The organism is Paenibacillus sp. FSL P2-0136, from assembly GCF_037975325.1.
Lineage (GTDB): Bacteria > Bacillota > Bacilli > Paenibacillales > Paenibacillaceae > Paenibacillus_AQ > Paenibacillus_AQ silagei.
The window spans coordinates 1,287,047-1,308,864 of sequence record NZ_CP150244.1 but is presented as its reverse complement, the minus strand read 5'-3'; the positions used below and the strand labels follow the sequence as shown (position 1 = coordinate 1,308,864).

19 protein-coding genes are annotated in these 21,818 nt (G+C 52.5%); 4 read left to right on the top strand and 15 right to left on the bottom strand.

Features of this window, described 5'->3' with window-relative positions; genetic code table 11:
* Positions 1-12: 12 nt before the first annotated feature.
* Both NYE26_RS05590 and NYE26_RS05585 read right to left on the bottom strand, forming a co-directional pair.
* Positions 13-822, bottom strand: a complete 810-nt coding sequence (locus tag NYE26_RS05590; protein ID WP_339254479.1) for a protein phosphatase 2C domain-containing protein — start codon at positions 820-822, stop codon at positions 13-15.
* Positions 823-931: 109 nt separating this feature from the next.
* Positions 932-1,408, bottom strand: coding sequence for a hypothetical protein (locus tag NYE26_RS05585; protein ID WP_339254477.1), 477 nt, complete (start codon positions 1,406-1,408; stop codon positions 932-934).
* Positions 1,409-1,626: 218 nt separating this feature from the next.
* Here NYE26_RS05585 and NYE26_RS05580 point away from each other — a divergent pair, with 218 nt between their 5' ends.
* Positions 1,627-2,259, top strand: a complete 633-nt coding sequence (locus NYE26_RS05580) for a CPBP family intramembrane glutamic endopeptidase (protein WP_339254475.1) — start codon at positions 1,627-1,629, stop codon at positions 2,257-2,259.
* A 42-nt stretch (positions 2,260-2,301) separates the two neighbouring features.
* Here NYE26_RS05580 and NYE26_RS05575 read toward each other — a convergent pair whose 3' ends face one another.
* Positions 2,302-2,931: a YfbR-like 5'-deoxynucleotidase gene (locus tag NYE26_RS05575; protein WP_036691104.1), complete on the bottom strand. Its 630-nt coding sequence runs from the start codon at positions 2,929-2,931 to the stop codon at positions 2,302-2,304.
* Positions 2,932-3,227: 296 nt separating this feature from the next.
* Here NYE26_RS05575 and NYE26_RS05570 point away from each other — a divergent pair, with 296 nt between their 5' ends.
* Positions 3,228-3,446, top strand: coding sequence for a PspC domain-containing protein (locus NYE26_RS05570; RefSeq protein ID WP_076076791.1), 219 nt, complete (start codon positions 3,228-3,230; stop codon positions 3,444-3,446).
* A 62-nt stretch (positions 3,447-3,508) separates the two neighbouring features.
* The gene (locus tag NYE26_RS05565; protein WP_339254471.1) at positions 3,509-4,180 is read left to right on the top strand and encodes a PspA/IM30 family protein; all 672 of its coding nucleotides are present in this window, start codon (positions 3,509-3,511) and stop codon (positions 4,178-4,180) included.
* Positions 4,181-4,288: 108 nt separating this feature from the next.
* Here the strand turns inward: NYE26_RS05565 and NYE26_RS05560 are convergent, their stop codons facing one another.
* From NYE26_RS05560 to NYE26_RS05530, 7 genes are all read right to left on the bottom strand, one after another.
* Positions 4,289-5,917, bottom strand: a complete 1,629-nt coding sequence (locus NYE26_RS05560; RefSeq protein WP_339254469.1) for an alpha-glucosidase — start codon at positions 5,915-5,917, stop codon at positions 4,289-4,291.
* 5 nt (positions 5,918-5,922) lie between these two features.
* Positions 5,923-7,644 carry a glycoside hydrolase family 66 protein gene (locus tag NYE26_RS05555; protein WP_339254467.1) on the bottom strand — a complete coding sequence of 574 codons (1,722 nt, stop codon included), beginning with the start codon at positions 7,642-7,644 and terminating at the stop codon, positions 5,923-5,925.
* A gap of 43 nt (positions 7,645-7,687) precedes the next feature.
* Entirely contained in the window at positions 7,688-9,262 is a 1,575-nt protein-coding gene (locus tag NYE26_RS05550; RefSeq protein ID WP_339254465.1) for an ABC transporter substrate-binding protein, read from the bottom strand.
* Between the two features lie 87 nt (positions 9,263-9,349).
* Positions 9,350-10,228 carry a carbohydrate ABC transporter permease gene (locus tag NYE26_RS05545; RefSeq protein WP_339254463.1) on the bottom strand — a complete coding sequence of 293 codons (879 nt, stop codon included), beginning with the start codon at positions 10,226-10,228 and terminating at the stop codon, positions 9,350-9,352.
* 12 nt (positions 10,229-10,240) lie between these two features.
* Entirely contained in the window at positions 10,241-11,203 is a 963-nt protein-coding gene (locus NYE26_RS05540) for an ABC transporter permease subunit (protein ID WP_339254461.1), read from the bottom strand.
* Between the two features lie 75 nt (positions 11,204-11,278).
* Positions 11,279-12,904 (bottom strand): helix-turn-helix domain-containing protein, encoded by a 1,626-nt coding sequence (locus NYE26_RS05535; RefSeq protein WP_339254459.1) that lies wholly within the window; start codon positions 12,902-12,904, stop codon positions 11,279-11,281.
* Between the two features lie 3 nt (positions 12,905-12,907).
* Entirely contained in the window at positions 12,908-14,662 is a 1,755-nt protein-coding gene (locus NYE26_RS05530) for a histidine kinase (RefSeq protein WP_339254457.1), read from the bottom strand.
* A gap of 274 nt (positions 14,663-14,936) precedes the next feature.
* Here NYE26_RS05530 and NYE26_RS05525 point away from each other — a divergent pair, with 274 nt between their 5' ends.
* Positions 14,937-15,941: a substrate-binding domain-containing protein gene (locus NYE26_RS05525; protein WP_339254455.1), complete on the top strand. Its 1,005-nt coding sequence runs from the start codon at positions 14,937-14,939 to the stop codon at positions 15,939-15,941.
* Positions 15,942-16,156: 215 nt separating this feature from the next.
* On the opposite strand, the gene NYE26_RS05520 is transcribed toward NYE26_RS05525, so the two are convergent.
* The 5 genes from NYE26_RS05520 to NYE26_RS05500 all read right to left on the bottom strand — a co-directional run bounded on the left by NYE26_RS05520 (position 16,157) and on the right by NYE26_RS05500 (position 21,813).
* Positions 16,157-17,494, bottom strand: coding sequence for an LLM class flavin-dependent oxidoreductase (locus tag NYE26_RS05520; RefSeq protein WP_339254453.1), 1,338 nt, complete (start codon positions 17,492-17,494; stop codon positions 16,157-16,159).
* Between the two features lie 55 nt (positions 17,495-17,549).
* Positions 17,550-18,065 carry a DinB family protein gene (locus NYE26_RS05515; RefSeq protein ID WP_339254451.1) on the bottom strand — a complete coding sequence of 172 codons (516 nt, stop codon included), beginning with the start codon at positions 18,063-18,065 and terminating at the stop codon, positions 17,550-17,552.
* Positions 18,066-18,468: 403 nt separating this feature from the next.
* Entirely contained in the window at positions 18,469-19,602 is a 1,134-nt protein-coding gene (solA, locus tag NYE26_RS05510; RefSeq protein WP_339257337.1) for an N-methyl-L-tryptophan oxidase, read from the bottom strand.
* Complete coding sequence (locus NYE26_RS05505; protein WP_339254449.1) at positions 19,586-20,794, bottom strand: amidohydrolase; 1,209 nt, start codon at positions 20,792-20,794, stop codon at positions 19,586-19,588. Before NYE26_RS05505 ends, solA begins: the two co-directional genes overlap by 17 nt.
* Positions 20,791-21,813: an LLM class flavin-dependent oxidoreductase gene (locus tag NYE26_RS05500; protein WP_339254447.1), complete on the bottom strand. Its 1,023-nt coding sequence runs from the start codon at positions 21,811-21,813 to the stop codon at positions 20,791-20,793. The genes NYE26_RS05505 and NYE26_RS05500 overlap by 4 nt, the downstream gene beginning before the upstream one ends.
* Between the last annotated feature and the right edge of the window lie 5 nt (positions 21,814-21,818).

The window sequence follows — 21,818 nt, the reverse complement described above, 5'->3', positions numbered from 1 at the left end:
CGAAAATAACCCTCAATCACTCGGCATCGCACCCGCCCGCCCATTATCATAACTCCAGGCCACCACCGTTGCGCTGTCCCGCCCAAGCTGTTCATGGACACTCGTCAATACATCCGCCACACATTCCTCCAGATCCTCTCTACCCGTAAAAGCTTCATACAGCCTGCGCGGGTCCTCCAGCAGTCTTTCCCCCACCTCCAGCAGACCATCCGTGGTCATCACGATGATGTTGCGGCCCTGCCGCAGCTCGCGGATGCCGGAGGAGTAACAGGCCACAGGCTGAGCAAAAGTGTTGACGAAGCCGATCCACTCGAAGTAATTACGCTGACCAAGCGCATATTGCCCGCGTGCCGCCAGCTCGGGATGCAGCAGATAGAGCGAATTATCCCCCACCGAGAACCACCAGAGATAATTCTCCATCCGGACACAGATCAGGCATGCGGTCTCCCCTTTTACCTGCCTACACTGGCTGAGAAATGCCTCAGACTGGAAAATCGCCAGCAAAAAAGACTCCAGTTCCCGGAACGCCTGCTGAACCGGCAGCGCCAGCAGTCTGATGATTCCACCTGCCTCACCATTGATCGTGCGGACCAGCAGTTCGGCGCTTTCCGCCGTATTGTGCGCATCCAGAAGCATCGCGAACTCCCAGTCCGCGCCCGGCTCGCTTGATAAATAGACACCGTCTTCATTTTTATTAGCACCTGCAGCAGTGTTTCCGCCGTACCGGCCAATAACCATCCTGTTCAGTGTAGAGGTTATTGGATGATCCAAGTACCTCTCCTCACTGCCTACCCAGCTGAATTGTTCCCTTGTCTGTCCCATCCTGCTCCTCCTGTCCCGTCTATACTCTATGTTTCTTCTATTATACTCGAACGGCTACTCCCGCGACTTCATTCAGAGACCCGCTCCATAACCTCTATCCGTTCCCGGTTTAGATTCTGTCCTCCGGTCCCGGGCTCAGGCTGTCGCTCGCTGTCAGGAATCTTCTATCAGTGTCCCGCAGAATATACACTCCGCTTAGAAGCTCTCCTCCAACCAGCTTAATGTTCATTCTCGCAGGCAGGCAGTAATTCACCGCGCACCAGCTATATAGAGGCCGCATCAGCAGCTTCCCGATCACGAAATACAATACAGCCATAATCAGTAGCACCCCATACACCACCGGCCTGTCCTGGCCATAGACAAAAAAGAGTATATCAAACTGTTTTGTCATGTTAAGGTTATAGGTGACGACCAGCTTGCTCATCAGCAGCATACCGAACAGCAGGTAGAAGCTGACGCCAAGCAAAACGTGGATCAGCAAGATCCAGGACCGGAAGGGTAAGCGCTTCCGGTCCGCTTTTGAAGACAAGTAGTATGTAACAAGCAGTCCCGCAGCAGCCAGCGAGATCAGCAACAGATTATCCATGGGATGAAGGACATACATAAGCAAGCCGTTCAAAGCAGCAAAGATCAGAATATCCGCCAGTATGGCTTTATTCCGCTCCCGGAGGCTACCCGCTTGAAGCTGTATGTGGGACCCGCCCTGTAAGAAGTCGACAGCCCACACGATCAGGAACAGAACGCTGAACCAGCCTATTTTTCCTTTATCATAACACTTTCACCATCTCAGGAGGATTAACATTCATGCTATTACTGAAGTTATGCGCTATTGCTGTACTGCTGTCTTTTTCCTACCGGATCTTCGAGCGGGTTCTCGGGCTGATCGCTAAAACACAGGTGCGGTATACAATCTATTATTGGGGAGCCGCCATGATTGCTGGCAGCGTTCTCTGGAGTGGCAGCTATACGTTTGGTATGCCGCATCAGGTGATGAGAGTGCTTCCGCTGTTCCTTATCATACTGCTTGTGAACCTGATCATCTCCCGATCCTCCGGCTATAATCCAGTGGGCACTTATAATACAGTCAACTTCGTGCTGTGCTTCCCGATCTTTGAAGAGATTGCCTTCCGGGGGCTGGTTCTGCCCATTCTCGCGCAGCATCCGGGTCTTGGGCAACTCCATGCCACGGGAATCATCGATGTCAGCGGCGCTATTCTCCTTACCGCCTTCCTGTTCGCCGTCTCCCATTTGCAGTATTACCGGCTGAACCGCGAGAGTATCCGGTTTATGCTGTTCGCGCTGAGCGGAGGGATCTTCTTCGGGCTGTTCGCGCAGGTGACAGAGTCGCTCCTGCTGACGATTCCGCTGCATATTGCTTTTAACGGATCGGCCGTGTGGTATGCCCGGGCTTCCGCAAGCAAGCACCTTCAGGCCTGAGGTATTTCTATATGTATATATGAAAAAAGAGCCACAGCTCCTCTATAGGGCCAGCGCCTCTTCCGTAATCTGCCTGATATCAATCGGAGACAACGTCTCCTCATTCACCATGTCCGGCAGAATCTCTGCCAGGAAGTAATCCACACACTTAAGGTCAATATGCTTGATCTTGATCAGCGCATTGCGGTACATCACCACGAATTCCTTCTCCGTGTTCCCTCTTTGCAGCTCGGCGAAGGCCTCATACACCTGATCCATCTTATCCGCAACCTCCAGAATCAATCCCTCCAGCGACTCATCCTTACCCTCGCGCAGCTGCTGGTAGAAGATGCTTTTGAATTCGTCCGGGATATGCTCCTTGATGAAGTTGTCGATCATGCCCTCCTCCACCTGCTGAATCAGCGACCTTAGCTGGAGCGAGGAGTGCTTCACCGGCGTTTTGATATCCCCGATAAAAATCTCTCCGTAATCATGGCTGCTCGTGATTTCGTACAGCTTCTTCCAGTCGATCACCGCGCCGTGCTTCTCTTCAATATCCGCCAGCGTCTTCGCGTATTGCACGACCTTCCAGGAATGGGCCGCAACGCTATGCTCCTCGAATTTGAATTTGCCCGGACAGCGGATAATGCGCTCCAGCTCATTCAGTGAGCGAAAATACTTGTGAATTCCCATGGCTAGTCCTCCCGTATGGTAGTTAGGCTACGTTAGAGTTCAGTCTAATCCTCCAGTGTTAACTTCGGATAAACCTCAGCACCCCATTGTGTAAAATCCGCACGGCTACGCGCATCTAACGTTATTTCCCAGCCTCTCCCCGCCCTATTGCGGTCCCCATCCCCGACTAAGGTCGGGAACAAAGAACAGTCTGCAGGCCGTTTTGCCAAGCCGGAAATATTCGTACAATACATACATAGACAACGCAGTGAACACGCCGGAACCGGCGATCACCATATAAGAGAGGAAGATTCATTATGACAAAAAAATTAACCCGTTCCTTAACAGACAAGAAACTGACCGGTTTATGCGGAGGACTGGCCCGCTATTTCAAAGTTGATGCAACCCTTGTAAGATTGATTGTTGCTATCGCTACGATATTCAGCTTCGGTACTGTAGTCTTTCTGTATATTATCGGCAGCCTAATTGTTCCCCAGGAATCCTACGGCGGCTTCGATGATGGCTTCAACTACTAATTCCTTCTATTAAATATTTGCGTCATACCTTAACCAACCCACATATAAAGGAGATCATTATTATGAGCATATTCCAAAGAATCACTACACTAACTAAGGCCGCTATTCATGAAGGACTGAACAAACTGGAAGATCCGATCCTGCTAACCGGTCAATACCTGCGGGATCTGGAGGACAAGATCGCTAATGCCGAAGGCAAACAGCGTGAACTCAAGGCAGCAGCCAGTGTGCTGGAGCGCCGGATTTACGAATACAAGGTGCTTGCAGAGCGCAGTGAAGCGGAAGCAGTCCAGTTCATGAGCGAGGGCAATGAACCTGCTGCCCGCCTGGCGGTAATGGCTAAGCTCCGCTACACGGAGAGCGGACAGGAATGCACCGCCGGACTTCAAGAGACGCAGGCAGCACTTGCCTCGCTGGAGGTACAGCTTGCCGGTGTTAAGGAAGAACATACGCGCCTCAAAGCCAAAAGAGCCGAGCTGGCTGAACGTGCCCGCAAAGCTGCGGAGATCAAGCAGTCTGCACAAGCTAGCGCATCATGCTCCCCGGCCGGATACGGCGGCCAGGTACTGAACGCCGGTGCCGCAGCACGCGGGTTCGAACGGATGGAAGACAAGATCGCCATGCAGGAAGCGCTGGCCGAGCAATCCGGGCTGGCAGCAACAGCCGCCGCACCTGACGCTCCGCTGAACAGCGCAGTGGAGGCCGAACTTGAACGCCTGCGCAACCGGAAATAAGCTGACGGTGTAAGCTCAGCAATAACAAAAAGGATGCCACCCTTTTGACCAGGGAGGCATCCTTTTGATGCAATGAACTTTGTTCCAAATAGGACTAGACAGGTTAGTCTATGCAAGTATGACAGCAAAGGCTTCATACGGCTGTAATTGCAGTTGCTTGAAATCCACATCATCTCTGGAATAGTTGCCGATGATGAATCCGGCGTGACCCAGCTCCGGCAATTCGAGCGTGATGGGCTCCCCGCTGAAGTTGGCCGTTACCAGCCAGGTCTGTCCTTCATAGCGGCGGAAGTACATGAATACTTGATCCGGCACGCCGGTCACCAGTTCGAACTCGCCCCATACCACAATCGGGTTGTTCTTCCGCAGTTCAATCAGCTTACGGTAGCAATGGAACACCGAATCCGGGTCCTTCAGATTCGCCTCCATATTAATTTCCTTATAATTCGGATGTACAGGCAGCCATGGCTCTCCGGTTGTAAATCCTGCGTTACAGGTAGCATCCCACTGCATCGGGGTCCGGGCATTATCTCTTCCCTTGGCATTAATGGACTGAATGATAGCTTCCCTGGCATAGCCTTGCCCGATCCGTTCATGATACATATTGATCGCCTCAATATCCTGCGCTTCGCTGATATCCTGAATCGGATAATTGGTCATTCCGAGCTCCTCGCCCTGATAAATGTATGGCGTGCCTTTCATCAGGTGCAGGAGAATGGCGAACATCTTGGCGCTCTGCACTCGGTACTGCTTATCGTTGCCCCAGCGCGATACAATTCTCGGCAAATCGTGATTGTTCCAGAACAGGCTGTTCCAGCCCTCGTTTCCCAGCTCGGTCTGCCATTTCGCCAGCACCTGCTTCAATTCGCTTACATCCAGAGGCTTCAGATCCCACTTCTCTCCCCCGCCCTGCTGATCCAGACCGATGTGCTCGAACTGGAACACCATCGACAGCTCCTTGCGGTCCGGGTTGGAATAGAGCTTGGCAACTTCCGGAGTCGCCCCCCAGGTCTCTCCCACCGTCAGAACATCATGCGCTCCGAAGGTCTCCCGGTTCATCTCCTGCAGATATTCATGCAGCTTCGGACCATTTCCTGTGATCTCCTGATCGGGAATTTTGCCGACCAGATCAATGACGTCCATACGGAATCCGCCGACGCCCTTATCCAGCCAGAAATTCATCATGTCCCATACCTCTTGACGGACCTTGGGGTTCTCCCAGTTCAGATCCGGCTGCCTGCGGCTGAACAAGTGCAGAAAGTACTGGCCGCTTGCTTCGTCAAGCTCCCAGGCCGATCCGCTGAAGGTTGAACGCAGGGAGTTGGGAACCCGGCCGTTGACCGGATCACGCCAGATATAATAGTCACGGTACGGATTATCCCTTCCTTTGCGGGCCTCAATGAACCATGGGTGCTCGTCCGAGGTATGGTTGACGACCAGATCCATAATCATCCGGATATTGCGCTGCCTGGCCTGCTCTATTAACTCATCCATGTCATCCATCGTTCCGAATTCGGTCATAATATCCTGGTAATCGCTGATATCATAGCCGTTATCGTCATTGGGTGATTTGTATACCGGACTAAGCCAGATGGCGGTAATGCCAAGCTGCTCCAGATAGTCCAGCCTGCTGATAATCCCCCGGAGGTCGCCGATTCCATCCCCGTCGCTGTCTTGAAAGCTCCGGGGATATATCTGATATATTACAGCGGTCTGCCACCATTTCGTATTGTTCAAGCCAATCACTCCTGTAAGCTAAATTTAACTACAACCATGGACCAGATGCGCAGGGACGGCAAAGTGAATCTGGCCGCAAGTCCTTGCCCGTGAGGAACCACCTCATAATCCAGGACAATCACTTCCTGGGCCTCATCATCCGGGCTGGCCGTGTAAATGCATTCAATCGGCTGTTCGATCAGCAGTGTGCACACCACATCATTTTGAGCTTCAGGCCGCTGTTGCTTGCCATGCTCCCAATAATCATCTTCAAGCCCGGCAAGATTAATCAGCTGCAGAATCTGATAGCCCGGCTTGCGCTTAATGATCGTCCAGACCGAGTCAATATCTCCGTTCGGGGCAAATGGCACCTTGCCTTCGAAGGTAATCTCGGTGTTCACCCCGGCGGTATAGGTATAAGACACATCTTCCAGCTCTGCATCCTGGATCAGCACCCCAAAACGCACGATGAAATCATAGTAGCGTCTGACCTCGACGGCAAATTCAGGCCGCATCACTGCATAATCGGGATAGTAGGGCATCGTCAGCATTCCATGATCCTCACCCAGCAAGAGGTGATATCCCCCGCTGGCGAATATGGAGGCCATCGTCAGCAGCGCCCCATTCTCAGCCCATTCCTTGTCATGTCCGGCTTCCGGGTAGAAGGAGGGCAGATAGGCGGAGAGAATCACCGGCTTGTGCGGGTCCAGGGAGCGCGCATGATCGATCAGTCCTTTAAGCTCACGCAACCGGACTACCGGCGGCCACACTTCAATATATAGCGCCTCCTGATCCGCCGGGGCCGTCTTGTGTATAGGATAATTACCCACATTATTGAAAATAACCCCGGCCTCTGCCTTGATTTCCTTCACGGCCGCCTGCGTCCGGTTAATCAGAGCCGGATAACATTCCGCCAAATCGACCAGCTCTTCTTTTCCTGCGATCAAGCGCACCGCTTTCTTGGGGAAGCCGTATTGGTCCATATGAATTCCGTCGAATCCGGCCTGTACAGCCTGACGGAACTGTTCAACAATATGATCGGTCCAAGGAGAGCCCGGTGTAATATCCATAATATAGAACAGATCAATTAATTGAAACGGATCTCCCTGGCGGTTATACAGTCCCCATTCCGGACGTGCCTGCAAGAAGTCCTTAAGACTTGCATATACCGCTCCATAGGCCATGGCAGCCATCCCTTTATCGTGTACGGCTGCGATCTTTTCACGAACCACCTTATAGGATATCGTCCGGCCCATCGGATCAATAAATTCATCCTCTGTCGGAACCAGATCATCATGCCTGTACATCCAGTCATAGAACTGTATGACATTCAAGTGGAATTTGTTCATGCTGTCAACGTCACGGGTGTCTCCGGATTCTTCACTCCGGAAATCGCTTAGAAATCCATACCGTGGCGCCCGGCCCCAATGATCGGCAATATCGTAGGAGGTATAGGCGGTTGACACTACAGCTTCATTGCACAGAACTGTAGCCTTGACCCCGTAACCCGCCCACTCTGTAGTTTCAGTGAACAAGGGAACGGGTACTCTTTGTCTCAAGCCTGGTTCCGTACGGATGCTAAGTCTTGCTTCAGCAACCTGCTGCTCCAGCTTGTAGAAGCTGACCACCAGCTGCAGAACCGCTTTCTCCCCGGTCTCTACTTCAATAATAATACTGCCTGATTGGCCGGTCTTGTACTGGGCCTGATCCGGATATATATCTATATGTGTCACTAATCTATGGTCCATATGAATTCTCCAATCCTTGTAGATTGAGCTTGATCACTTCCGCTTATTTCTTGCCGTTTTCCGCCAACCAGGCATCCAGCTGCTTTTGCGCCTCCGCGATGACTTTGTCTGCTCCAGCCGCTTTTTGTTTTTCCAGCATTTTTGGAAGAGACTCTTCCGGATCGAGCTGGCCGGACTTCAGACCGTCAACAAAGGCTTTGTTGGCGTTGTCAATCGAGATCAATTCATTTTTTACAGGCTCCGCATCGAAGACAAATCCAAAGATCCGTGAAGGATTAGAAGACACCTGTTCGTTGAACTTCTCATAGTTCTGGTATTTATTCGGATCTTCGCCTACACGGGTATAGTTGAGCATTTGATTGCCGAGCTGCCACATAATATCGTGGTAGTAGCCGACATTATCTGTAGTTTTGCCTTCCGGCAGCGCAACTTGTCCGTCTTTGAGCACATAGTGGGTGCCTTCAATCCCGAAGTTGAAGAGAGTCAGCAATTCCTTGTCCTTATAGAACAGGTTAAGTAGCATCATGGCACGTTCCGGATCACCGGAGCTTTTTGCAATCGCATACATGGTTGCTGTCATCTTGCCTGTCTGCAAACGGTCAATATTAAGCGGAACCTGCAGCATCTCACGGCCTGCTTTAATCGAACCATTCGGGGATACGGCTGCTGTGCCGATCTCCATATCCGCGATAATATCCATATCAGAGACAAAGGCGAAGCCTTTACCCGCTTGAATCTTCTTCCAGGCGTCCAGACCAGGTGTCAATGCATCCTTGTTAATGTATCCTGCCTTGTACCACTTGTTGGTAAGCTTGGCAAGCTCCATATACCGCGGAGTCGTGTAGGAATTGATGACGGTATAATCATCTGCCGTTGTTCCCACGGTGTTAATCGCTGCAATACTCACAATAGAATCCAAATTCGTGGAGGAATAGTACGCTTCGAGAGGAAAGCTTGGTGCTACCAGAGGTGTAATCCCCGGTTCGTTCTCCTTGATGGTCTGGAGCATCGGCTCCAGCTCCTCGACTTTACCGGACTTCAGTGCAGTCAGATCAAAGTTATATTTGTCCACAAGCTCTTTGTTCAAGTAGACCCCTTGCGCACCACCCAGCTCCTGGTGGGTATGAATACCGTATAGCTTGCCGCCGCGCTTAGCCGGCCCGTGATAATCCTTCTCCACAGCTTCGATGTCCGGGCCGTATTTAGCGAGCAAATCATCCAGCGGCAGCAAGCCCCCTTTGGTCACCTGTTGCTGGAATCCGAGCCAATCCGCTGTGAACAGCAGGTCCATTTTGTCACCGGAGGCCATCATCAGGTTCGTTTTATCGCTCCAGGCGCCCCAGTCGATGGGATTCAGCTTGACCGTCATGTTCATTTCCGGATAGGTCTTTGCCAGATAATCATTCATCGCATCCTGTACCCGCTGATTATCGTTTTGCGGCGCATCGGGGAATACCATGACCACTTCGTAAGGCTTCAATTCGGAGCTGGCAGTGCCTCCCGGCTGGACTGTGCCCCCCGGTGAATTCGCAGCATTATTCCCGCCGCAGCCGGTTACTAGGGCTGAAGTCAGCACAAGCGATGTCAATACAACAGAACTCTTTTTCAACCACTTCATAAATAATAGACCTCCCTGGAATACTTCTGTATTATTATTGCCTCATCATTCTGAACTTGCTTATACTAATCCGGTCATATACCGGGATCAGCCTTTCACAGCGCCTACGGTAAGGCCTTTGACGAAATACTTCTGCAGGAACGGGAATACCAGCACCAGCGGTCCGATTGCAATCATCGCCATCGCCATCCGGATGGATTCAAGCGGCGTTGTGACCTGTGCGGTTGAGCTGTAAGCCTTATTGGCAATCGTCTGCAGGAACGAAGCGTTCATTAGGGTTTTGGTCAAAAGATATTGCAGAGAGAACAGCTTCTCATTCTGGATGAAGACCAGGCTTGTAAACCAATCGTTCCAGTAGGATACGGTGGTGAATAACCCGATTGTGGCCATTACAGGCAGGGACAGCGGCAGAATAATGCTGAAGTATGTCCGGAATTCACCTGCCCCGTCGATCTGAGAGGAATCAATCAGGGAAGGCGGGATGCTGTTCGTGAAGAAGGTTCGCATGATGATCACATTGAAGCCGCCGATCAGACCCGGAATGATAAGCGCCATCAGCGTATCCTGAACATGCAGGAACCGGGTGTAGACCAGATACCAGGGCAGCAAGCCGCCGGAGAACAGCATCGTGATCAGAATGTAGAAGCTCAGGGCACCTCTGAGAGGGAACTCTTTTCGCGACAATGCATAGGCCATGGCCGAAGTCACAAACAGACTGACGACAACTCCAATCAGTGTTACCGAAGCAGAGACACCGTAAGCCCGCAATATTTTTCCGGCATCTTCAAATAAATACTGATAAGCGACAAGACTAAATTTGCCGGGCCAGAAGCTGTATCCATTCGCAGTTACCCAGTCCTCATCAGCAACCGAGATCATAAAGATAAGCCAGAACGGGATCAGGCAGGCAAGACTGAACAATGACAGGACAATAAGGATAAAGGGATTGGTTCGTTTTTTCTGCATGGTGTTCTCCTTCTAGAACAAAGCATTTTCTTTGCTGAATTTACGGACAGCCAGGTTGACGGTAATGACAAGTGTAAAGCCAACTACAGATTGCAGCAGCCCTGCCGAGGAGGCGAGTCCCGTATCCCCGGTAACCATTAACGCCCTGTATACATAGGTATCGATAACATCCGTTGTCTCCTTGATCATACCGGAGGCCATGGTTGCCTGATAGAACAGACCGAAGTCCGCGTTGAAGATCCGGCCGATCGCCAGCAGGGTCATGATGATGATGATCGGAGCGATCAGCGGAATCGTAATTTTCGTCATTTGCTTCCAGCGTGTGGCCCCGTCAATGACGGCCGCTTCATAATATTCAGAGTCTATCCCGACAATGGCTGCCAGATAGACGACGGCCGAGTAACCCACACCCTTCCAGGTGTTAACAATGGTCAGGATATAAGGCCAATGCTCTGCTTCCGCATACCAGTTTCTAGGATCGATTCCGAAGGGCTCCAGAATGAATTTATTGATGAATCCCAGCTCCGGATTCAGAAATCCATACACGATATAGCCGACAATGACCATGGAAATGAAATTGGGCAGGATCACTGTGCTCTGAAAGAACTTGGAGGCAAGCTTATTTTTGACCTCGTTAAGGAGAAGTGCCAGCATCACTGCGAGTATCGTATTGATGATCAGGAAGCTAAGGTTGTACAGCAAGGTATTCCTGATGATCAGCCAAGCGTCGTTCGAAGCAAACAGAAACTTAAAGTTGTCCAGTCCGATCCATTTGCTGCCCCAGATTCCTGCCGTATAATTCAGGTCCTTGAAGGCCAGGAAAATACCGAACATGGGCAGGTAGTTATTGATCAGCATCAGCAGCACACCGGGCAATGCCAGCACGACCAAGGCCCTGTACTTCCATATGCTTTTCCATTTTGAGCCAGGCCGCGAGCTGCCTGATTGTGCCGTTAGTGCTTTTTCCGAAGCCATAGTTCCACACCTTCTTATTGGGTTATGGCTTCATTATAAGGAGTTGCCTGCAGCTGCTCTGCCGTTTTTATAACCTTAATCTATTCGTTTTGTGACATTGCGGTATTCCTGGGGATTGACGTCGAACTGCTTGCGGAACATTTTGGTGAAATGGGAAAAATTGCTGTAGCCCACCTGCTGCGCGATCGCGCTGACCGGCATATCCGTGGTGTCCAGAAGCTCGCGTGTGCGGTCCATCTTCACCGAAATCAGGAAATCAATCAGGTTCTGGCCGGTCTCTTTCTTGAACAGCCTGGAGAGGTAAGCCGGGTTCAAGCCCACATAATCAGCGACACTGGCCCTGGAAATCTCTTCCTCCACCTTCTGCTGGATGTAGCGGATGGACCGCTCAATCACACCGCCCTTCTCCTGCCGCTCAAATTCCGCTTCCATGACCGCCGATACAATTCCTTCCGCCCAATGCCTGTATTGAAACAGTCCCCGTATCCGGGCGGTTGTCCAGTCTGGAAACAGAGCTATGCTTCCCGCATTGATTCCTCTGACCTGCAGGAAGTGATATATAATCTGCAGGGTATCCTGATGCAGGGCGTCCAGATGTCTTCCCTGAAAAGAAGGATTGGCTTCCAGCTTCGCTGTCAGATGATGAATGAACTGCACAGCGGACTCACGTTTGCCGTTCAGCATATAAGAGATCAGATCACCCAGCAGGATATCCTCCGAATTAGAATTGGCGGACAGCATCTGATCCTGCGGTAAGTATAAGAGCACGGATTGGGTCCGGGAGATATTATCACGCTCCATGGTCTTTAGACTTTCACACATTCCCGGCAGCTCCTGGAGGGGTTTGAACGAACCGACATAGCAGGTTACGATGCTGTAGAACAACTCCTGGCAAGCTTGGATAAAACGTTTACCTGTGGCCGTGAGCTGCTGAAGGCTAACCTTCTTAGCCGCAGGTCCTCCCTCCACACCTCCGGCATACAGCAGAATGAACAAAACCCCGCTCTTATCGGTGATGGCCTCCCCCGGATGCTCTTCTGTGAAACATTCCTCCGCCGCTTTCTTCACAGCATACTCCATGATTTCCTGATCACGCGGGCTGAGCGGTTTGGACCACTCCTCAATACTGATCAGAATCGGGAGCACCTGATCGTCAGGATTTAACCCTACCCCTGCACCCGCCAGCTCCCGGTCAAAGAAATCCCCGAACGACAGGATGCTGCGGGACAACAAATCCTGCCAGAAGCGTTCTACACGCTTCGGCTTTTCCTGTTGCCACAGATTCAGATACTTATGATACATCTGGTTGTAGGACTCATACTCTTCCTTCTCGCGGATGGCCGCCATCATACCCGATACGGCTGACAACAGCTCCTCTGTGTCAACAGGCTTCAGCAAGTAATCAAAGCTCCCGAGGTTAACGGCTTTCTTGGCATAGGAGAATTCGGAATGGCAGGTCAGAAATATCGATTCCGTCCAGGGAGAGTGCTCCCGCACCCAGCCAACCAGTGAAAGTCCGTCTTCATCCGGCATCTCAATATCGCAAATCAGCAATTCTATTCTGTGATCCTTCAGCAGTTCCCTGGCCTTGTCGGCCCTGTCCGCCGTCAAAACCTCTTCAATCCCATACGCCTTCCAGTTGCAGCAGTAGAGTAGCCCCTCCACAGCGAATTGTTCATCATCTACAATCAATAATCGCATTGCTCATCGTTCTCCTTCTGTATATTCAATAGGCAGGCTAAGCCGCACACGGAATCCGGACGGCTGATTGCCGCTGAAGTGAATTTCAGCTCGCCCCTGATAGATCATAGCCAGCCGTTGCTTCACATTCCAGATCCCGATTTGTCCCTCATCTGTGTCCGGGGTATAATCCGGTGCATTCAGCTCCTGCAGCTTCTCTGCACTGCTGCCCTTTCCGTTATCAGAGATTTCAATGATCATGGTACCTGCCGCTTCTTCTGAGAGGCCCGCCGAAATCTCCAGCCGGAAGATTTCTGCCTTCAGGCTCATGCCATGAAGCATGGCATTTTCTACAAAGGGCTGTACCAGCAAGGACGGTATGGAGGCGCGGCTAAGCGCTTCGGCTACGGTGATCTGGAACTCAAACGACTGCTGGTAGCGCATCTTTTGAATTTCCAGGTAATTGCGGAGATGTTCAAGCTCTTGGCCCAAAGTAATGCGGTTATCCTTGACCTGAAGCATAAAGCGGAAATACTGCACCAGATGCCGTACTGTCTTTTTGACCAATTCGAAACGCTTCAGATCGGCAAGCTGAAAAATAATATTGAGCGTATTCAAAAAGAAGTGCGGATTAATTTGCATTTGCAAATGCTTCATTTCTGCCTTTTGCGCATGAATCCGTTCCTCGTAGATATCAATTTTCAGATCTTGAATTTCCACAACCATGTTATTAAATGCCTGATTCAGCGCCTGAAACTCCACCAGGTTCGAATCGGGAAGCTTGGTTTCCATGGCGCCGTTGCGGATCCGGTGGATGCCGCTGAGCAAATCCAGAATCGGGCGGATGACCATACGGCGGAAATAATATAAGTAAACCAGTAAAATGAGCAAAATAATAAAGGGCAGCACATTAATAATCGTTTGGAAGGTATTGAGTCCCTGGAGCAGCTCGGAAGCAGGGATGACCACGGACAGATTGATTCCCAGTGCGGAGGACTGGCTGGACACCACAAACCACTTCAGCCCATCATGGGTAAACGAAAAGGAAGAATTCAGATTCATCTTCTCACCCGGCAGCTTGAAGTCGTAGCCCATGGATGCCGAAGGACGGGTTAAGATATTCCCTTCATTATCCACAATCAGCACATCACCGCCCGATTGCAGGTTGAGATTGCCCAGCGGTGAGCGCATGGAGTCGATTCGGATCAGAGCGCCAATACAAGCGGTATTGTCCAGATTATTGCTGACGGTCCGGTTTAAATAGTAATCTCCGGCAATGTTAACGATTGTCCATTTGTACTGAAATGTTTCCAGATTATCTTCATTTTGAACCTTTGTCGTAATCCAATCCCTTATCTGGTCCATATATTCCTCTGTCGTTCCCAGTACATTGGATAGTGTCAAAGTATCATTAACGCCGGAGTACAGATAGAACATGTCCACGCTATGGTAGTAGGCCTGGTAGGCCTGATTTCTCTGCATAATCCCCATACGGGCAAAATAATAGTCGGACTCTGTCAGCCCCGGCTGATTCAATTGAAGAAAATTCACATCATGATCGACAATATCGACCAGATTAATCGTAATGTCCTCCAGACTGCTCTCCATCATTTGAAGATTGGAGTTGACCAGATTCTGATAGGATCTGGATACCTGTTCGAGCACAATTCCCTTGGCATAATATCCCCCTGCAAAAAGAACGGAGAGGAGCGGAATCGTTATCGCAGCAGACAGTTGAATCAGTCTTACACCCAGCGAGTTTTTTCTGTTTGTCATCATGGATCCTTTCTGTAACTTAACATAACTTAACATAAGAAAGAGTCACCTTAGTGAGTGCTTCCACCCTTACGTAAACGTTTACTCAAACGTGTAAACTTCGACTCTTTAAGTGTGATTTCATACGTTAACGTAAACGCTTACCCTAAAAGTTATCCCGTTTATTTTTCCTTGTCAATGTTTATTTTACGGAGTGTTTGATTTCTGTTGACAACAAAAAAGCCAGGACTTATATTTTCAGTAAGCGTTTACTGTAAAAAGACAGGCAGGAGAGTCCATGAATCCCACAATTAAAGATGTTGCCCAAAAGGCGAACGTATCCATTGCCACCGTCTCTCGGGTTCTGCATAACTTAGGCGGATATTCAGATAAAACGAAGCAAAAGGTAGACCAGACCATCAAGGAGCTTAAATATCAGCCTAACGCTATCGCCCGCGGACTGATTAACAAGCGCACCCAGACCATCGGCGTATTATTTCCTGATGTGTCGAGCACCTTCTCCTCCGATCTGCTCCACGGAATCAGCGAATTCGTCCATGACCGCAATTACAGTGTAATAGTCTGTAATACCGATCAGGACGGCAAACGTACGCTGAAATATCTGCAGCTTCTGCGCGAGAAGCAGGTGGACGGAATTATTTTTTCCAGTGAAGTGCTCAAGCAAGAGTATTATGACATGCTGGAGAGCATGAACGTTCCAGTGGTGCTGGTCTCTTCCCAGACGGATTATGCCAATGTACCTTATGTGAAGGTCGATGATTACCAGGCGGCCTATGACGCTGTCGATTATCTGATTACCAAAGGCCACCGCAGCATCGGCATGATCAGCGGCACCAAGAGCGATCCCATCGCCGGAACTCCACGGGTCGAAGGATACCGCAAAGCGCTGGAAGCCCAGGGCATCGCCTTTGATAGCCGTTATCTCGTGTATGGGGATTTTTCATTCGAAAGCGGCTGCAGAGCCATGGAAGCCCTATTACGGAGAACGCCTGAGATTACTGCTGTCTTCGCAGCCAGTGACGAAATGGCGATTGGTGCCCTCTCGGTCGCCACGAAGCATGGAATGAATGTCCCTGAAGATATCTCCATCATGGGATACGATGATCTCAGGTTAGCCCGGATGGTCAATCCGCCCTTAACTACAGTGCGCCAGCCGCTGTATGACATTGGAATGCTCGCTTCCGAGAAGCTGATCGGCATGATTGAAACGGGGGAGCCTGCAGAGAGTCTAATCTGTGCCCACTCCATTGTGGAAAGACAAACCGTTCGGGCAATTACCTGAACAGGGGCGCATAACCGTTCTTCCTGAACAATAAAAGGTTGTTCCTAACGCCATAATGGCAGAAGGAACAACCTTTTTCTGTACTATTGCTGCTTTAATAATAATCCTGTGCAGTTCACCGCAGATCGCAATCAGCTCTGCCTCCAGCCCGCCGGCATACTTCATCATGGCTTCAAGATCCGGTGTCTGACTCTCTGCACCTGACTGTGCTTCTGTCACACTTGCCCAGCCGGTTCAGAAACCTTTGTATAACGGTTCTCCGGAACCGGAAGTCCGAGATTGCCCCGCAGGGTATCGCTTTCGTATTCGGTACGGAACAGTCCGCGCTCCTGCAGAATCGGAACCACCTGATCCACAAATTCTTCCAGCCCGTTCGGTACGGCGGCTGCCAGCATGAAGCCGTCAGCGGCTCCGGCCTCGAACCAGGCCTGAAGCTGATCGGCCACCTGCTCCGGCGTACCGATGAAGCTGCTGCGCGGCGTTGCCGATTGCAGGGCAACCTCCCGCAGAGTCAGGCCCTGCTCCTTGGCATCCTTTTTGATTTTGTCCGTGCCGCTCTGGAAGCTGTTTCGGCCCAGATCACCGACATCCGGGAACGGCTCATCCAGCGGATACTGCGAGAAATCATGATGCTCGAAGAAGCGGCCCAGATAGTTCAGCGCATTTTCAATCGTCACCAGCCCGGCAACCTCCTGGTATTTGCGCTCCGCTTCCTCCGGGGTAGCCCCAAGAATAGGTGCTATTCCCGGGAAGATCAGCACTTCATCGGGATTGCGCCCGAAGGAGGCAACACGGCTTTTCACATCCTTATAGAATTCCTGCGCGGACTCCAGCGAGTCATGACCCGTGAAGATGGCATCCGCCACGCTGGAGGCATAATCTTTGCCGACTTCAGAGGAACCTGCCTGGAAAATAACCGGCTGCCCCTGCTTCGAGCGGGCGATATTGAGCGGTCCCTTCACCGAGAAGAATTCACCCTGGTGATCGAGCGTATGCATTTTCTGCGGATCAAAGAAGACGCCCGTGTCCTTATTGCGGACAAACGCGTCGTCCTCCCAGGAATCCCACAGCCCGCGTGCCACCTCCAGATATTCGGCGGCAATACGGTAGCGTTTGCCATGGTCCGGATGCTCCTGCTTGCTGTAATTGAGCGCAGAGCCTTCGAGCGGCGAGGTCACCACATTCCATCCGGCCCGTCCGCCGCTGATGACATCCAGTGAGCCGAATTGCCGGGCCACCGTGAACGGTTCACTGTAGGAGGTAGATAAGGTACCTACCAGACCGATGCGGCTGCTGACTGCCGCCAGCGCACTGAGAATCGTCAGCGGCTCGAAGCGGTTCAGGAAATGAGGGATCGACTTCTCATTGATGAACAGACCGTCTGCAATGAAAATCAAGTCCAGCTTGCCTTCCTCCGCTTTGCGTACCCATTCCTTGTATAGCTCGAAGTTCACACTGGCATCAGGCTGCGCATCGGGATGACGCCACATGGAGGTGCTCCCTCCAACCCCGTGCAGCAGTGCTCCCAGCTTCAATTGTCTTGGTGTAGTCATGTTCATTCCTCCTCGAATTGGTATTCAGTCCGCTTGGTTCCTTATGAAAATATTCTTACAGAGCCGCTTGCTGCGAAGCTTGAGCGGCTGATGCAGCTTGACTTGCCTGCGCTCCCCGCTTCACTCGTTCAATCTGGGCCAAATGCCGCTCTACATGTGCAGTGAATCCGCGGACAATATCGGTGATACGCACCGTTTCGCCCTTAAAGTTAATTCCGCTTTTCTCCCATTCTGCGGGACTCAGCCTTCCCAGCAGCAGACTGTTGTAATGCAGCAGGCTGCGGAACAGCTCCAGGCTGTCAGCGGCTTGCCCCTGATTACTATGCTGACCACTGACCCATGCGTCCTGATGGAACGCCGGGAGCTGTACCTTCGTATCCGCCAGAATATCACGGATACGGAAGGAGACCACAATGCTGTGATCCGCCAAATGGGCCAGCACCTCGGTCACGCTCCAGCTTGACGGCTCCGCCTTCCACCTCAGCTGCTCATCCGATAAGCCTCTGATTGCCTGCACTAATTGCTCGTGCGTGTTCAAGTAGCTGGCTAGCTCCACACTCACACTACTCATTGCGATTCCCTCCAATATAGGTTTGGATTATCGTTGTTTCCCGCTGATGGGATATGCTTAATTGCACTTTGTACATCTAAAACGTCTGATTTTCAACCCATTATCTGTTTAATTGTAGTTCGTACAATTAAGAATCCATTTGCTTCAGATATTCACCCATTCGGGCAGATTTAGTTGTACAGGCTACACTTATACGATGCACGTACGTCTTTTCGCTGTTTTTACGTGTACATTCTACAACTATCCCTGAATGGAGGTGTGTTAAGCCTAGCCAAACACCCATGAAACGCATAAGAACAACAACTCCGGCCTGGGAAGGACTCATCCGAAGGGGAATCGCTCCACTTCCTTGGTCCTCCAGGTATCATCGCTCGCCCTCTACGATTTCAAATCGGATACACTACTATATAAATCGCGACAACGCAAACGGTGCTATATTCTGCCTGGTATGTCCCTGAACAGCCATGTCCGCGAGAATCTCTCCAACCACACTGGAGAATTTGAAGCCATGTCCCGAGAAGCCTCCGGCCAGCAGCACATGGTTGTGAGCGGGATGGCGGTCGATGATGAAATCCTCATCCGGTGTATGCTCATATTTACAGACGGAGCCCTTAAGCAGACGCCCGGCTGCGCCAGGCATATATGCTTCGAGAACCCGGCGGAGGTCGCCTTCATCACTCTCCAGGCTGCCGAACGGCTGCAGCGGTTCGCCGGGCTTCCACTCTTCGCCTGTGTCATGGCGGCCGATCTTCAGTCCCGCCCCGCCGATACTGGGAAAACCGTAGAACCCGCCTTCCTCAGCACCCAGCGTGAAGCCGGGGAACCTCCCGGCCTCGAAGTCCGGCGTACTCCCAAACCAGCCTACTACCTTTCGTACCGCCTTAATCGGCAAGTTGACGAAGGGCGACAATGAACTGAACCAGGCCCCGGCGCTAAGTATAGCAGCGGCTCCGTGGTAATCCCCCTGCTTCGTTTGGACTGTGACACTTCCTTCGCGGGCCGTCACCTTCAGCACAGGAGTATTCGTCAGCAGCTCCGCACCGTGATCCAGTGCAAGCTGCCGGTAAGCGGTAATGCACCTCTCACTGTAGAGATAACCGGCATCCGGCTCATACATCGCCTCGAAGGATTCGGGGAGGTTCAGGGCTGGCCAGCGGCGGCAGATTTCCTCGGCATCCAGCTGCTCAGCCCGGACCTTCCGCTTCCGCGCCTCTTCCAGACGTCCGGCGAAGGAATACACCTTGCTGTCTGCCAGATTGAGCACACCTGACGGAGCCAGCAGCTTGAGGCCGCTCTCTGCCTCCGCCTCTTCCCATAGCACCTGGGCACGGAGCGCCAGGTCAATATAGGCCGGATCGCCGCTATAGGCATGCCGGATCAGCCGGGTCTCCCCGTGATGGCTCCCTTCCGTATGCGGCGGATCGAAGGCATCGATCAGCAGTGTCTTCACCCCGCGCCGGGCCAGATGATAGCCTGCGCTCATGCCCATGGAGCCTGCGCCGACAATAATGACATCATAATCAGAACGCTCCGCTATGATCTGCACCCCTCTCCGCAGCCAGATGCTCAAGTACACGTACCGCCAGATCGCTGAAGAATTCTGCACCTACAGGCAGCGCTGCTTCGTCCAGATCGAACGCGGGATGATGCCATTCCCGGCTTCCGGCGGTGCCGGTGAAGACGAACAATCCAGGAACCGCCTGCTGATAGAAGGCGAAATCCTCCCCGGCCGGTGACGGCACCGGCTGCACAGAGGTATAGCCCAGCTTCGCCGCCGTCTCTTCTCCAAGCCGGGCCAGCAGCGCATCGTTGATGACCGGCGGCGGACCGCCGATCCAGCGCACACTGGCTTCGGCACCAAGCGCAGCGGCCACACCCGTGACCACCTCTTCGAAGCGCTTCAGCACCCTGCCGCGCACCGCTTCATCGAAGGAACGGATCGTCCCTTCCAGCACCGCCGTGTCCGGGATGATGTTCCACGAATTGCCGCTGTGGATCTGCGTGACGCTGATTACTGCGCTATCCAGACTGCCCACATTCCGGCTGACGATGGATTGCAGCGCCGTTACAATATGCGAGGCGGCGACAATAGGATCAATCCCGGCCTCCGGCACGGCTGCATGGGTACCGAAGCCCCGGATACTGACCGCGAAGCCGTCTGCGGCCGCCATCAGCGGACCGGCCTTAATGCCAAGGGTCCCTACCGGCAGATCCGGCTTATTGTGCATACCGATCACGGCACGGACCCGATCCAGCCCTCCGGCTGCGATAATCTGCTGTGCCCCCTTCGCTTTCTCCTCGGCAGGCTGGAACAGGAAGCGAACCGTTCCGCTCAAGGCGCTCTCCTGCTCCTTGAGCTGATACACAGCTCCAAGCAGCGCCGCCGTATGGAAGTCATGTCCGCAGGCATGCATTCTGCCCGGATACAGCGAGGCATACGGCAGCCCGGTCTCTTCCTGAATCGGCAAGGCATCTATGTCAGCCCGCAGCGCAATCACCGGACCGCCCTGCTGACCGCCGATTTCGGCAATGACCCCGGTCTTCAGCCCGGAATCTGTAATCTTCACCCCCGCCTGCTTCAGCAGCGATGTGATGTATGCGGTAGTCTCAACCTCTTCCCCTGACAGCTCCGGGTGCTGGTGCAGATGACGCCTGATTTCAACCAGCCGCTCCTTGAACGCCAGTGAATGCACTTCACGGGCAGCGGATTCTGCCGCTGTACTGGTCATAATGAAGCCCCTGCAATAGCCCCGGAGAGCACCTCACTCAGCAACTCGAAGGAACGCTGCCGCTTCTCGAAGGGCTGCACGTTAGTAGTGACGATGAACTCCTCTACGCCGGAAGCTTCAGCTAACGCCAGCAGCTGCTCACGTACGGTCTCCTTCGTCCCCTTGGTAATCTCAGGCTCCCGCTCCTCCAGCGTGTACGCTTCCTCACTCTGGCGGGTGAACTCCTCGGCCTGCTCCCGGCTGGCCAGAGTCAGGGTCTTGCCGCTGGCGAAGCGGATGCGGATCAGCTTATGCGCTCCAGCCAATTCCTTGGCCTCCTCTTCCGTATCAGCCACGATAACAGCCAGCGCAATAATCACCTGCGGCTCCTGCCCGCCGCTTCGATTGAAGCCGCTGCGGTATGCCCGCACCGCCTCTAGAGCAACAGCCTGATCGCCGCCGATGAACAGGGAGAACACATACGGCAGTCCCAATCTGGCCGCGATCTCGGCGCTGGCGACACTGGCGCCAAGCACATACAGCTCCGGCGGGATGCCGGGGAGCGGGCCTGCCTTCAGCCCGTGCAGCGGATGCTCCGCCTCCAGCCGGTTATGGACATATTTGTCCAGCTCCACAATCTTGTCCGTTAATGAAGCGGCTTCCCCGCCTCCCTGCTGCAATGCCTGTGTGCTGCGCGGCAGGCCGCCGGGAGCGCGTCCTACCCCTAAGTCCACCCGTCCCGGAGCCAGCGAAGCCAGCACGTTGAAATTCTCAGCCACCTTGTAGGGGCTGTAGTGCTGAAGCATAATTCCGCCAGAGCCGATGCGGATACGCTCCGTCCTAGCCAGCAGGTGCGAGATGAGCACTTCAGGAGAAGATCCGGCTACCTGCTCAGAATCATGATGCTCGGATACCCAGAAGCGGCGGAAGCCGAGGCGTTCCGATAGCTGCGCCAGCCTGATCGTATGTGCAAAAGCCTCTTCCGGTGTCTCCCCCGGATAGATTGGGCTTTGGTCGAGTACGCTGATTGTAATTGCCATAGATA

Excerpts from the sequence above, each read along its gene's own strand:
- NYE26_RS05590 (WP_339254479.1), bottom strand. The coding sequence starts at position 822 with ATGGGACAGACAAGGGAACAATTCAGCTGGGTAGGCAGTGAGGAGAGG.
- NYE26_RS05585 (WP_339254477.1), bottom strand. The coding sequence starts at position 1,408 with ATGGATAATCTGTTGCTGATCTCGCTGGCTGCTGCGGGACTGCTTGTT.
- NYE26_RS05580 (WP_339254475.1), top strand. The coding sequence starts at position 1,627 with ATGCTATTACTGAAGTTATGCGCTATTGCTGTACTGCTGTCTTTTTCC.
- NYE26_RS05575 (WP_036691104.1), bottom strand. The coding sequence starts at position 2,931 with ATGGGAATTCACAAGTATTTTCGCTCACTGAATGAGCTGGAGCGCATT.
- NYE26_RS05570 (WP_076076791.1), top strand. The coding sequence starts at position 3,228 with ATGACAAAAAAATTAACCCGTTCCTTAACAGACAAGAAACTGACCGGT.
- NYE26_RS05565 (WP_339254471.1), top strand. The coding sequence starts at position 3,509 with ATGAGCATATTCCAAAGAATCACTACACTAACTAAGGCCGCTATTCAT.
- NYE26_RS05555 (WP_339254467.1), bottom strand. The coding sequence starts at position 7,644 with ATGGACCATAGATTAGTGACACATATAGATATATATCCGGATCAGGCC.
- NYE26_RS05550 (WP_339254465.1), bottom strand. The coding sequence starts at position 9,262 with ATGAAGTGGTTGAAAAAGAGTTCTGTTGTATTGACATCGCTTGTGCTG.
- NYE26_RS05545 (WP_339254463.1), bottom strand. The coding sequence starts at position 10,228 with ATGCAGAAAAAACGAACCAATCCCTTTATCCTTATTGTCCTGTCATTG.
- NYE26_RS05540 (WP_339254461.1), bottom strand. The coding sequence starts at position 11,203 with ATGGCTTCGGAAAAAGCACTAACGGCACAATCAGGCAGCTCGCGGCCT.
- NYE26_RS05535 (WP_339254459.1), bottom strand. The coding sequence starts at position 12,904 with ATGCGATTATTGATTGTAGATGATGAACAATTCGCTGTGGAGGGGCTA.
- NYE26_RS05530 (WP_339254457.1), bottom strand. The coding sequence starts at position 14,662 with ATGATGACAAACAGAAAAAACTCGCTGGGTGTAAGACTGATTCAACTG.
- NYE26_RS05525 (WP_339254455.1), top strand. The coding sequence starts at position 14,937 with ATGAATCCCACAATTAAAGATGTTGCCCAAAAGGCGAACGTATCCATT.
- NYE26_RS05520 (WP_339254453.1), bottom strand. The coding sequence starts at position 17,494 with ATGACTACACCAAGACAATTGAAGCTGGGAGCACTGCTGCACGGGGTT.
- NYE26_RS05515 (WP_339254451.1), bottom strand. The coding sequence starts at position 18,065 with ATGAGTAGTGTGAGTGTGGAGCTAGCCAGCTACTTGAACACGCACGAG.
- NYE26_RS05505 (WP_339254449.1), bottom strand. The coding sequence starts at position 20,794 with ATGACCAGTACAGCGGCAGAATCCGCTGCCCGTGAAGTGCATTCACTG.
- NYE26_RS05500 (WP_339254447.1), bottom strand. The coding sequence starts at position 21,813 with ATGGCAATTACAATCAGCGTACTCGACCAAAGCCCAATCTATCCGGGG.